The organism is Blautia sp. SC05B48, assembly GCF_005848555.1.
Taxonomy (GTDB): domain Bacteria; phylum Bacillota; class Clostridia; order Lachnospirales; family Lachnospiraceae; genus Blautia_A.
The window spans coordinates 3687290-3699547 of sequence record NZ_CP040518.1 but is presented as its reverse complement, the minus strand read 5'-3'; the positions used below and the strand labels follow the sequence as shown (position 1 = coordinate 3699547).

At 47.2% G+C, this 12258-nt stretch carries 8 protein-coding genes; 5 read left to right on the top strand and 3 right to left on the bottom strand.

Annotated features, from left to right (window positions below; all coding sequences use genetic code 11):
• The first annotated feature begins 139 nt into the window (after positions 1–139).
• The 4 genes from EYS05_RS17190 to EYS05_RS17175 all read left to right on the top strand — a co-directional run bounded on the left by EYS05_RS17190 (position 140) and on the right by EYS05_RS17175 (position 5235).
• Positions 140–766: a TetR/AcrR family transcriptional regulator gene (locus tag EYS05_RS17190; RefSeq protein ID WP_021977956.1), complete on the top strand. Its 627-nt coding sequence runs from the start codon at positions 140–142 to the stop codon at positions 764–766.
• Between the two features lie 66 nt (positions 767–832).
• Positions 833–2578, top strand: coding sequence for an ABC transporter ATP-binding protein (locus EYS05_RS17185; protein WP_138277642.1), 1746 nt, complete (start codon positions 833–835; stop codon positions 2576–2578).
• A 13-nt stretch (positions 2579–2591) separates the two neighbouring features.
• Complete coding sequence (locus EYS05_RS17180; protein ID WP_138277641.1) at positions 2592–4319, top strand: ABC transporter ATP-binding protein; 1728 nt, start codon at positions 2592–2594, stop codon at positions 4317–4319.
• Between the two features lie 229 nt (positions 4320–4548).
• On the top strand, positions 4549–5235 hold the full coding sequence (locus EYS05_RS17175) for a hypothetical protein (RefSeq protein WP_174235854.1): 687 nt from the start codon (positions 4549–4551) through the stop codon (positions 5233–5235).
• Positions 5236–5312: 77 nt separating this feature from the next.
• On the opposite strand, the gene EYS05_RS17170 is transcribed toward EYS05_RS17175, so the two are convergent.
• Together EYS05_RS17170 and EYS05_RS17165 are read right to left on the bottom strand one after the other, a co-directional pair.
• The gene (locus tag EYS05_RS17170) at positions 5313–7076 is read right to left on the bottom strand and encodes an ABC transporter ATP-binding protein (protein ID WP_138277639.1); all 1764 of its coding nucleotides are present in this window, start codon (positions 7074–7076) and stop codon (positions 5313–5315) included.
• Entirely contained in the window at positions 7073–8839 is a 1767-nt protein-coding gene (locus tag EYS05_RS17165; protein ID WP_138277638.1) for an ABC transporter ATP-binding protein, read from the bottom strand. The genes EYS05_RS17170 and EYS05_RS17165 overlap by 4 nt, the downstream gene beginning before the upstream one ends.
• A 307-nt stretch (positions 8840–9146) precedes the next feature.
• Between EYS05_RS17165 and EYS05_RS17160 the strand changes: the two genes are divergently transcribed.
• On the top strand, positions 9147–10022 hold the full coding sequence (locus EYS05_RS17160; RefSeq protein ID WP_138277637.1) for a LysR family transcriptional regulator: 876 nt from the start codon (positions 9147–9149) through the stop codon (positions 10020–10022).
• A 32-nt stretch (positions 10023–10054) separates the two neighbouring features.
• On the opposite strand, the gene EYS05_RS17155 is transcribed toward EYS05_RS17160, so the two are convergent.
• The gene (locus EYS05_RS17155; RefSeq protein WP_138277636.1) at positions 10055–12214 is read right to left on the bottom strand and encodes a SulP family inorganic anion transporter; all 2160 of its coding nucleotides are present in this window, start codon (positions 12212–12214) and stop codon (positions 10055–10057) included.
• Positions 12215–12258 lie beyond the last annotated feature (44 nt).

Sequence of the window (12258 nt, the reverse complement as noted above, 5' to 3'; positions counted from 1 at the left end):
TTTGCATGCCATTCGTAAATCTGGAAATTTTTGAAAAAAGATAGTTTTATTTAACTTAACCAATTGACAAACAAAGAAAGTTATCTTAAAATAACATTGTTATTAAATAACGGCGTTATTGAATAAAGGAGACAATCATATGAGACCTGTAAATGAGAAACTGGCAGCAGATCTTCTGGAAGCAGGAAAGCAGGAATTTCTGGAAAAAGGATTTCAGGGAGCTTCCATGCGTGGGATCGCATCCAGACTGTCTGTGACCACAGGAGCACTGTACCGCTATTATACAGACAAGGAATCTCTGTTTGATGTACTGGTGGAAGAACCGGCCAGAGTGCTGGAAGAGAGATACCGGGCGATCCAGAGAAACTTTGCAGATCAGCCGGTGAAGGACCAGGTGCAGACACTTCCGGAGGTGTCTGATGAAGGTCATTCCTGGATGGTGGAATATATTTATGATCATTTTGATGCATTTAAACTGATCGTATGCTGTTCTGCAGGAACCCGTTATGAACATTATCTGGACGTACTCACAGAGATCGAGGTTAATTCCAGCATTGTCCTTATGGAAAAAATGAAAGAGGCGGGTTATCAGCCGGAAGAACTGGATGAGAATCTGATCCATATGGTGGCGAGCAGCATGTTTAACGGCATGTTTGAAACGGTACGTCACGATATGCCCAGGGAAAAAGCCATTTCCTATATGAACAGCCTGCGGGAATTTTATTCTGCCGGATGGTTCCGGTTACTGGGAATCAGCGGATCGTGACAAAGCAGAAGAGTGTAGTGGAAGTCAGTTTAATTATCTGATATCTGCAAAAAGGAGTTGATACATATGGAAAAAAAGAAAGAACCATCTCCAATATCCGTCGTATGGGGATGGGCAGAAAAATATCACAGTAAATTTTATGGTTCAGTAGTTCTGGCTGTACTTGGTGTGGCAGGAACCATGGCTGCGTATTTCAGTATTGCGGCGATGATACGCATTCTTCTGGAAAATGGAGATTTCAGCCAGTGCCTGCCATGGTGCGGTCTTCTTCTGATCGGTTATCTGGTGAAGTCTGTGGGTTCTGCATGGTCCACGTCCATGTCCCATACAGCAACCTACTATACTCTGCGGGATATCCGTAAAAAAATGCTGGCCAAGCTTTCCAGAGTGCCAATGGGAACCATTCTGGATACTCCATCCGGACAGTATAAAACAACCATCGTAGACCGTGTGGAAGGGATGGAGCCCACGCTGGCCCATCTGATCCCGGAGATGACAGCCAACCTTCTGGTACCGGTTGCCATTGCAGTATATATTTTTGCACTGGACTGGAGAATGGGATTTGCTTCCCTTGTCACAACTGTGATCGGTATGGCCATCATGAGCCAGAGCGGAAAAACCTATGCAGTCCGCTGGGAAGGCGCAGTTGCAGTAGGAAAACGTATGGCAAATGCCATCATCGAGTATGTAGGCGGGATCCAGGTAGTAAAGGCTTTCAGCCAGTCCGCCGGATCTTATAAAAAATATTCCGGAGCAGTGGAAGAGAACGCACAGTACTATGTGGACTGGATGCATGACAACCAGAAATATATGTCCACCATGCAGACCTGGACGCCGTCCGTCCTGATCACCGTGCTGCCTGTAGGACTTCTTCTGTGGTCTCACGACAGCCTTTCCGCTTCGGATTTTTTCACCATTATTGTCCTTTCCATGGGATTTGCGGGCCCGTTTCTGGCGGCTTTGTCCTTTGTGGATGAGCTTGCCATTGTGGGTGCCAACGTAAAAGAAATCAACGGTATCCTGGACAGCCCGGAACTGAACCGTCCGGAGGGAAAAACTTCTCTTTCTGATGAGAAGATCTGTCTGAAACAGGTATCCTTCAGCTATGGTAACCAGGATGAAAAAGTGCTGAAAGGCGTAAACCTTACCATCAACCCGGGAACAGTTACCGCACTGGTCGGACCATCCGGTTCCGGAAAATCCACCATTGCAAAACTGATCGCAGGTTTCTGGAATGTAACCGAAGGAAACATTACCCTTGGGGGAAAAGATATCAAAGAGATTCCTCTGGATCAGCTGAATCAGGAGATCGCCTATGTTTCCCAGGATAATTACCTGTTTGACCGTACCATCCGCGACAATATCCGTATGGGAAAATTAAATGCCACAGATGCAGAAGTGGAGGCAGTGGCAAAAGCTGCCGGATGCGACGGTTTTATCCGGAAGCTGGATAAAGGATATGATACCATCTGCGGTGAAGGCGGCGGACATCTTTCCGGAGGAGAGAAGCAGCGTATCTCTATTGCGAGAGCTATGCTGAAAAATGCGAAGATCGTGATCCTGGATGAGGCCACCGCAAGCATTGACCCGGAAAATGAGGCCATGATCCAGAAGGCCATCTCCGCACTGACAAAAGGTAAGACACTGATCGTGATCGCGCACCGTCTGGGAACCATCACCGATGCGGACAACATTGTAGTGGTTCAGGATGGTCATATTGAGGCACAGGGAACCCATGAGCAGTTGAAAGAAAACTGCCCGCTGTACAGCAAGATGTGGAATTCCTATCTGGGTGTCCGCGACGTGGCATAAGGGGGAAAGAGAAATGATCCGGATATTAAAAGAAATCATCGCCTTTTCAGGCAAAAAGAAAAAACTTTTTACAAAAGCCATGATCGTTTCCTTTATCGGAGCGGTCTTTGGAGCACTGCAGTTTCTGGCGCTGATGATGACGCTGGATATCATCGTAGGTGGGAAAGAAGCACATATTCTTCCGGTATTTGCAGTAATGCTGATCTCCATGCTGGGAAGGCAGGCCTGCTTTTACTATGCGACCAATGCGGAGACAGAAACCGGATATTTTATGGCAGCAGAGAAAAGAGTCCATATCGGAGACCGTCTGCGCTATATCCCAATGGGATTTTTTAATGACAACAGCCTCGGAAATATCACAGCAGTTGTTACTACTACACTTTCGGATGTGGAAAACAATGCGTCCAGATGTCTGGTCATTGTGATCGGAGGATTTTTAAATACTCTGGCTTTCTGTCTGGCGCTGTTTGTGATCGATGTGCGTCTTGGAGTGATCGCTATTATTGGTATTCTGGTTTACCTTGCAGTAACAGAATGCTCCACGGCAGCAACCGCAAAAACAGGCCCTGGAAGACAGCAGGCGCAGGAAGGACTGGTAAAATCTGTTCTGGAATATGTGCAGGGCATGAGCGTGGTAAAATCCTATGGTCTGGAAAAAGATAACGATCAGGCAGCAGCCAGGGCAGTGGATGACAGCTGCAAAAAAGCGCTGGCTCTGACAAGATCTGTGACACCGTGGATCGGTATCCGACAGGTAACTGCAAAGGTATTTGGCGCGGCGCTGGCAGTGGCAAGTCTTGTATTTTATTACAGTGGAAGCCTGGATCTTTCCAGATGTATCCTGATGCTGATCGCTTCCTTTATGGTATATCAGGAGCTGGAAAATGCAGGAAATATGTCCGACAATCTGCAGATGCTTGGGGAATCCATGCGAAAAGCAAATTCTATTGATGACACACCGACGATGGATACCGACGGCAGTGAGATCCGTCCGGAAGATGCATCTGTGGAATTTAAAAACGTAAGTTTCTCTTATGGTGACCGTAAGATCCTGGATGGCGTTTCCATCCAGATCCCGGCAGGAAGCACCACTGCGGTAGTAGGACCTTCCGGCGGCGGAAAAACTACGCTCTGCAATCTGATTGCCAGATTCTGGGATGTACAGGGCGGAGAGATTCTGGTAGGCTGCCACAATGTAAAGGAATACAAGCTGGACAGCCTGATGAAAAATATTTCCATGGTATTCCAGGATGTATATCTTTTTAATGACACCATCGAAAATAACATCCGCTTCGGAAAACAGGATGCCACCCATGAGGAAGTGGTAGAAGCTGCAAAAGCTGCCTGCTGCCATGATTTTATCATGTCCCTTCCGGAGGGTTACGATACGGTTCTCGGAGAAGGTGGTGGAACTCTTTCCGGTGGCGAAAAACAGCGGATTTCCATTGCAAGAGCCATGCTGAAAGATGCGCCGATCATTATCCTGGATGAGGCAACTGCAAGTGTGGACCCGGAAAATGGGGCGGAGCTGCAGAAGGCAATCGATGTGCTGATTCATAACAAGACCATTATCATGATCGCCCACAGACTGAAAACAGTCCGAAATGCGGACCAGATCCTGGTATTAAACGGAGGAAAGATCACCCAGAGAGGAACCCACGAGGAACTTTCCGCCCAGAGCGGCCTTTATGCAGATTTTATTCATGCAAGAGAAGAGGCAGCCAGCTGGAAACTGGCGTAAGGCAGATTTATGCCTGAGATAAAATAAGGGGTATTGCCGGCAGTTCTTAACGACTGCCGGCAAAATGGTGTTCAGGAGATGTTTACAATTCCGGGAGAAAGTGCTATATTACTAGAGTTTGTATTTTTAAACATAGGCAGGCGTTCATTTATCTACAACAGATAATCCAGAGAATGTCTGTTATTCTGTAGTAATATTGTATAAATATGGAGATTAGGAGTTGTAAATAATGATCGACCAGACACTTGCACAGGCTCTGCAAAAAGAAATTCCCATACTTACAGCCCAGATCCGCAGCCTTTATGCGGAATTTGATAAAAAATTTCATCTCAATGGAGCGAAGATTCCCATTACCTTTGGTATGGAGACAGATCTTCTGGGATCCTATACAAGAGGCAGTTACCACGAAAAAGAGCATTTTCATTTTTCCCTGCTGTTTATCGGCTACGCGGTAAAAAATCCTCTGAAAAAAGAGGACAGGCTGGACCTTTACAAACATGAATATGCCCATTATATGCAGCATAATGTTCACATTCCCCAAGAGTATCAGTGGCAGCACGGAACTCACGGAAGTGCCTGGAAATACTGCTGCTCCCTGACCGGCGCGGCGCCAACGCCATATTATAAGGCAGGGGAAGCCCTGATGAAACACGACTACGAGAAAAAGCTCCGAAGCCCAATCCATGACCGGACAGTAACAGTACGGGATACTTACCGGAGAAAGCAGCAGCATGAAAATACCCGGAACAGCATTGTGCGCTACGAGATCGGAGAAGATGTGAGCCATCCGAAATTCGGAACCGGAAACATTGAACATGTGGAGCAGCTTCCAGGCTCAGTAAGGCTTCATATCCGGTTTGGAGAAGAATTGAAAGTGATCGATCAGAAGTGGCTTCTCCGGTCAAAATATAAATAGAACAAAATGGTATAAAAAAATCTCCGGCACAGAAAAACTGTGATCCGGAGATTTTTGAATTTTATAAATTTGATATTTTATTCAGAAACTTTCACAAACTGGCTGTTATAAAGATTCTGATAGAATCCGCCTTTTGCCATAAGTTCCTCATGATTTCCCTGCTCAATGATGCTTCCGTCTTTCATGACAAGGATCTCATCCGCATTACGGATGGTAGAGAGACGGTGGGCAACGATGAAGCTTGTTCTGCCCTGCATCATCCGGTCGAAAGCTTCCTGGATCAGCATTTCGGTTCGTGTATCAATGCTGGAGGTTGCCTCGTCAAGGATCAGCATTGGTGGCAGGCACAGCATGACACGGGTGATACAGAGAAGCTGTTTCTGTCCCTGGCTTAAGCTGTCTTCATAGAGAATGGTATCCAGGCCATTTGGAAGACGGCGGATAAATTCCCAGCTGTGGGACATTTTTGCTGCCTGGATCACTTCCTCATCAGAAGCATCCGGTTTTCCGATACAGATGTTGTCGCGGACAGTTCCATGTTTGATCCAGGTATCCTGGAGAACCATGCCATAGCTTCCGCGGAGGGCATGTCTGGAAACTTCGGTGATCGGTTTTCCGTCTACGGAGATACTTCCGCCGGTGACGTCGTAGAAACGCATTAGCAGGTTGATAAAAGTTGTCTTACCACAGCCGGTAGGACCTACGATGGCGATTCGTCGGCCAGGCTCTGTGTGAAGGTTAAATCCTTCAATGAGAGGTTTGTCCTCTTCGTAGCGGAAAGAAACATTCTGGATATCTACGGCACCTTTTACATCATCAAGAGTTCCGGACAGGTCCGGGCTTTCCGGTTTTTCTTCCAGAAGGTCAAAGATCCTGGTAGCGCAGGCCAGAGCGTTCTGAAGCTCTGTAATCACGGAGCTGATATCATTAAATGGTTTCATGTACTGGTTAGCATAGGCCAACAGGACGGAAAGCCCACCTACCGTCAGATGACCGCCCGGGATCAGGAATGCACCTACAAGAGCTACACCTGCATAGATGATGTTGTTGACACATCGTGTGGACGGGTTGGTGAGACTGCTGTAAAAAACAGCTTTCTGGCTGGCATTTCGAAGCTCCTCGTTGATCGAAGCGAAACGCTCCGAAGAACGGTTCTCATAGCCAAATGCCTGAACCACTTTCTGGTTTCCTATCATTTCCTCGATCAGTGCAGTCTGACGTCCACGGGCATCGCTCTGTGCACGGAACATCTGGAAGGAATGGGAGGAGATGAATTTTGCCACAAAAAAGCTCACCGGTGTCAGGACAATGACCATCAGTGTGATCCACACGTTTTTGGAAAACATGAAGATCAGAGTTCCGATGATGGTGATGATACCGGAAAACAGCTGTGTAAATCCAAGAAGCATACCATCGGAAAGAATATCCGTATCCGCAATGACACGGCTGATGATATCACCGGTGCTGTGTCCGTCCAGGTAAGACAGAGGAAGCTTTTGGATATGGCGGATGGATTTCGCACGGATATCCTGTACTGTGCGGTAGGTCATCCGGTTGTTGATAATGCTCATGATCCAGGTGGCAATGCCGGAAAGTATGATCATGACCAGGATACGGGAAAGATAGAATCCCATTCTGGAAAAATCAACCTCATGGGCAGCAACCACTTCATCAATGGCATAGCCGAAAAGTACGGGAACATACAGCTGTAAAATTACGGTAACTGCGGCAAGGATCACACTTAATACAAGAAGAAAACGGTATTTTCCGATAAAGCGGAGCACCTTGAAGAAGGTTGCCATGCTGTTTTTGTTCTGGGATTTTTTGCCTGTTTTACTCATGCCAGGACCTCCTTTCCCGTTGCTTTTTCATATTTGATCCGTTCTTCCGGGAACTGTGAGAAAAAGATCTCACGGTAAGTTTCACAGGTGGAAACCAGCTCCTGGTGGGTCCCTTTTCCGGCGAGCTGGCCATCGTCCAGTACCAGGATCAGATCGGCCTGACGGATGCTGGCTGCTCTCTGGGATACCAGGAAGGTGGTGGTGTTTCCGCCAAGCTGGTGGAGGGATTTCCGAAGTGCCGCATCTGTGGCAAAGTCAAGAGCACTGGCACTGTCGTCCAGGATCAGGATCTCCGGCTTTTTCACAAGGGCGCGGGCAATGGTAAGTCTCTGGCGCTGGCCACCGGAAAGGTTCCGGCCGTTCTGTTCCAGCTTAAAATCCAGCTGGCCATCTTTTTTCTCCACGATCTCACGGGCCTGGGCAGTGGTAAGAGCCTCCCACATTTCCTCATCTGTGGCGTCTTCCCGTCCCCAGCTTAAGTTCTCGCGGATGGTTCCCTGAAAAAGTGCTGCCTTCTGAGGAACCACGCCGATTTTTTTCCGGAGCTCATTCTGAGAATAGGTCTGTACATTCTGGCCGTCCAGGGTAACGGTTCCGGAACTTGCGTCATAGAAACGTGCGATCAGATCCACAAGGGTGGATTTACCGCTTCCGGTACCGCCGATGATTCCGATGGTAGAGCCTTTTTTTGCGGAAAAAGTAATGTCCGAAAGGCTGGGCGCGCCGGTTCCTGCATAGGAGAAGGTCACATGGTCAAAATCAACGGCACAGTCGTTCTTTGCAGCTACCAGTGCGGAAGTTTTCTCCGGGTAGGCCATGGTGGAATCTACTTTCAGGATTCCGGCAACACGGTCTGCACAGGCCATGGATTTGTTCAGGGTAATGATCAGGGAAGCAAGTTTGATTAGCTCCACGATCATCTGTGCCATGTAGTTGTAAAGGGCAACGACTTCACCCTGCTGCATGTTTCCCAGATTGATCTGTACACCTGCAGTCTGAATCAGGATTACGGTTGCGATATTGATCAGTACATAGGTGGCCGGATTTAAAAGTGCGGAGATTTTTCCCACAAATTCATTCAGTTTTGTGAGAGCAAGGTTGCTTTCGTCAAACTCTGCAACTGCGTGATCTTCCCGGCAGAATGCACGGATCACACGGACACCGGTCAGGTTTTCTCTGGTAAGGCGTGTGACAGTATCCAGGCGCCCCTGTACTTTTTTAAAAAGAGGGATACTTAAGAACATGATCACAAAGACAACCAGGAACAGTACCGGGATGGCAACTACGAAGATCAGTGCACAGCGCACGTTGATGGTAAAGGCCATCACCATGGCACCGAAAACAATAAACGGGCTTCGAAGAAGAAGACGAAGGCCCATGTTTACACCGTTCTGTACCTGGTTTACGTCGTCGGTCAGACGGGTGATCAGGGTATCGGTTCCAAGGGTATCCAGTTCCGTATAGGAAAGCTTCTGGATGTGGTCAAAGACTGCCTGGCGTACTTCTGTGGCAAAACCTACACTGGCTTTTGCCGCAAAAAACTGGGCGGTAATGCTGACTGCCAGTCCTGCGGCAGCCATCAATATCAGGATAAAGAATTTCTGTACGATGTAGCCGTGATCGTTATGGGCAATACCCACATCAATGATCTGGGCAATGACGATAGGCACCAGCAGGTCAAACACAACTTCCAGAAACTTGAAAAAAGGAGCCAGAATGCTTTCTTTTTTGTAGTTTCGAAGATATTTTGCGAGTGTTCGCATTTCTTTTTCTTTCCTCCATTTCCTTTTTATTACAATAAACCTCTGTTATTATACTCCCTCCGGGATGATACGTATAATATTGTTTTTAATGTATTATAATATAAAAATTATATTGAAGAAAACGTGAGTTTATGGGAAGATGATCATAGTATCTGCAAAAATGAAAAAATCATTAGTATGCAGTACAGAAGAATATAGATTGCGAATATCCGCTTGACACAAAGACAGAGAGTGTTTGATGCGGATCATCCGGGAACGGAATGCGGAAATTACAGAAATTATTATATGCAATTAAAAGGAGAAGGATATGGAAATCAGACAGCTGGAATATTTTCATGAGATCGCAGCAACAGGAAGCATCAATGAAGCCGCAAGGAGACTGAACATGTCCCAGCCGCCGCTGAGCTATCAGATCAAGCAGCTGGAAGCAGAGCTGAAGGTGAAGCTTTTTGAGCGGACCAGGGCAGGCGTGACACTGACAGAAGCCGGAAAGCTTCTTTATGACAGGACAGAGAACATTTTGAGCTACGTTCGGTCTACAGAGCTGGAAGTATCCAAAGCAGGGAAAAAACAGGTTTTACGTATCGGGATCACGCCAACCACAGTGACTACCATTATGCCTTATATTTCCAGATTTTCCAGGGAAAATTGTGATGTAAACTTTGAGGTAAGGGATGCGATCACCTTTACACTTCTGAATTATCTGATGGATGGGATCATTGATGTTTCGGTAGTGCGTACACCTATCAAGCTGGAAGGTTTAAATTATCTGGAGCTGGATGAGGAACCCATGATCGCGGTCCTTCCTCCGGAGATCCCGGAAAATGAGACAAAAAAAGAGGGCATCAGCCTTAAAGAGCTGACCGGATGCCCTCTCATTATTTACCGCCGGTACGAAGAATTTCTGATGAAAGCCTTTGGAGAAAAAAATCTCCAGCCGGATATTTTCTGTGTCTGCGATGATCCCAGAGACGCCATGCTCTGGGTGCAGGAAGGTCTTGCAACCGCAGTTTTTCCAAGATCCATGGAAGATCTCTGTACAGATCTTCCGATCCGGATCATTGAAGAAGAGAAGTTGAAGACCAGGATCCTTCTTGCCTGGAAAAAGGATCGCAGGCCTTCTGCCGTGATGCAGGATTTTATTAATATCTGTGAGAAATATGCAGGAAATCCTGTGATCTGATCATGGACCTGGAAAGGGGAGGTATGCAGAAATCAGTCTTTGAGATGCTCTTCCTTCCAGTGCTTCCATTTCTGAACAGCTTCCGGATTCTGCTTTTCCAGCCGTTCTTCCAGCTTTTTCCGGCGCTGTTCCAGTCGTTCCAGGACTTCCGGATGCTCGGCAAGGATTTTTTCTTTCAGCTTGCCACGGCGCTTTTCCAGAAGCTGAAGGATCAGTTTCCGGTCGGAAGTTAATTCTTCAGGCAGCTCATCCATATGTAATTCAATTCTTCGAAGCAGTTCATCCTCATCCAGAACACCCAATCCATGCCAGTTATCCAGAAGCTCTTCCAGACCTTCTTCGGAGAGACGTTGGATATCCGGGATCTGGTGCAGCTGTTCAATAATGTGATGGACAGATTCTTCGATCTCTTTTACTGCATCGTCACCAAAAGCCCAGGCGAACTCTTCCAGGGTATTTTCTTCCTCTGCCGGAAGAAAAGCGATACTGCGGCGCAGAAGCTTTGTCTCGTCTTCCTTTGGAACATCCAGTTCATAAGGAGCTTCGATCCCTGCGTCATGCAGAGCAGCAAGAATGGTACGGCGGACCATACCATCCTTGATCATATGACCGATGCCGAACTGACGCAGCTGGTCATTGATCTGGGTGGAATGCTCTGTGAGGTAAAAACGGATCCCACGTTTTTTCAAGCTTGCGGAGATGGCATCCAGGCGGTCTGCTGCTGTGACATCAATGCTGTTGATAGCACTGGCATCTACGATCACAACCCTGGTGTCTTTTTGGATGCTGTTCTCAATATCTTCCTGAAAAATCTTTATATTTGCAAAAAAAAGGTTTTCACTGAAACGGTAGATCACAACGCCCTTAATAGGGTAGGCGAAACGGTTTTTGGACAGATCAAAATAAGCATCTCTTCCAGGGATCATACCACGGAAGGAGCGCGGCGGGTTGGTGGCCTTCAGAATCACAGCTACGAAAGAGAGCAGGATACCAATGATAACCCCATAAATGGTTCCGAGACAGAGTACACTGAAACCGGCAGCCATGAAGATGTAGAATTCTGTACGGCTTACTTTGAAAAGACGTACAGCCAGATGGGTTTCCACCACATCCATCAAAGCAGAGATCACTATGGCTGTCAGTACAGGAACCGGAAGATATCCGATAAAACCGGTGCCGAAAAGAAGAATCAGAGCCATAGTAATCCCGGCAGTGATGGAAACCGCCTGAGATTTTCCACCGTACTGTTCATTGAGGGAGGTGCGGGAGATACTGCCGTTTACCGGGCAGCAGCCTACTGCGGCGGCAGCAATATTTCCGGCGGCACAGGCCAGGATTTCCTGACGGTCGTTCAGCTTATAATCATTGCGGAACGCAAAAGTATTTTCTGCAAGAAGAGTTTCTGCCATAATGACAACGGCAACCATAAGACCGCGGCCTGCCGCCTGGGTCAGATCAACATTTCCGAAATCCGGGATCATCAGGGAGGGAAGCCCACGTTCTACAGACTGCAGGAGGACTACGCCTTTTTCGTCTACATGAAAAACAATAGTGGAAAGAACACCCAGAGCCATAATAACGATAGCCATGGGGAATTTTGGTGCCAGCTTTTTAAATGTGCGGATCAGCACCAGAGTACCAAGCCCCATGAAGAGGGAAAGCCAGCTGATATTTTGGGCGGTAGCAAAAATATGCTCTGTCAGTTCCAGGAGTTCTCCGGATCCTGCAGGACTTCCCATAAGTTTCGGGATCTGCATCAGGATGATGGTAACCGCGATACCGCTGATAAAACCGCCCATAACAGGTGTGGAGATAAAGTCCACGATCTTATCTGCGTGGAGCAGAAAGAAGATAAACAGCCACAGACCTGCAAAAAGTGCGATGGCAGGAACATAATCCATGGCAGCTTCCGATTCAGCAGCAATACTCAGAGTAGACAGTGCACCGCCTACAATAGCAGCGGGGGCAGCATCAACTCCGAATATAAACTGTCTTGAAGTGGAAAATAGAGCAAACAAAAGGATCGGCAGAACAGAACCGTACAGTCCGTATACCGCCGGGATCCCGGAAATCTGGGCATATCCCATAGAAATAGGGATGGAAACAGCTGCTATGATGATGCCGGAGAAAATATCTTTGGGAAGGTATTCCTTCCGATATCCACGCAGCGTGGAAAACAGGGAAAGTTTCATATAGTCACATCCTTTTCTGAAAAATATTTTCTATTATATACCAA

What these genes read in the sequence shown, in the direction of transcription:
- EYS05_RS17190 (WP_021977956.1), top strand. Translation starts at nt 140, where the DNA reads ATGAGACCTGTAAATGAGAAACTGGCAGCAGATCTTCTGGAAGCAGGA.
- EYS05_RS17185 (WP_138277642.1), top strand. Translation starts at nt 833, where the DNA reads ATGGAAAAAAAGAAAGAACCATCTCCAATATCCGTCGTATGGGGATGG.
- EYS05_RS17180 (WP_138277641.1), top strand. Translation starts at nt 2,592, where the DNA reads ATGATCCGGATATTAAAAGAAATCATCGCCTTTTCAGGCAAAAAGAAA.
- EYS05_RS17175 (WP_174235854.1), top strand. Translation starts at nt 4,549, where the DNA reads ATGATCGACCAGACACTTGCACAGGCTCTGCAAAAAGAAATTCCCATA.
- EYS05_RS17170 (WP_138277639.1), bottom strand. Translation starts at nt 7,076, where the DNA reads ATGAGTAAAACAGGCAAAAAATCCCAGAACAAAAACAGCATGGCAACC.
- EYS05_RS17165 (WP_138277638.1), bottom strand. Translation starts at nt 8,839, where the DNA reads ATGCGAACACTCGCAAAATATCTTCGAAACTACAAAAAAGAAAGCATT.
- EYS05_RS17160 (WP_138277637.1), top strand. Translation starts at nt 9,147, where the DNA reads ATGGAAATCAGACAGCTGGAATATTTTCATGAGATCGCAGCAACAGGA.
- EYS05_RS17155 (WP_138277636.1), bottom strand. Translation starts at nt 12,214, where the DNA reads ATGAAACTTTCCCTGTTTTCCACGCTGCGTGGATATCGGAAGGAATAC.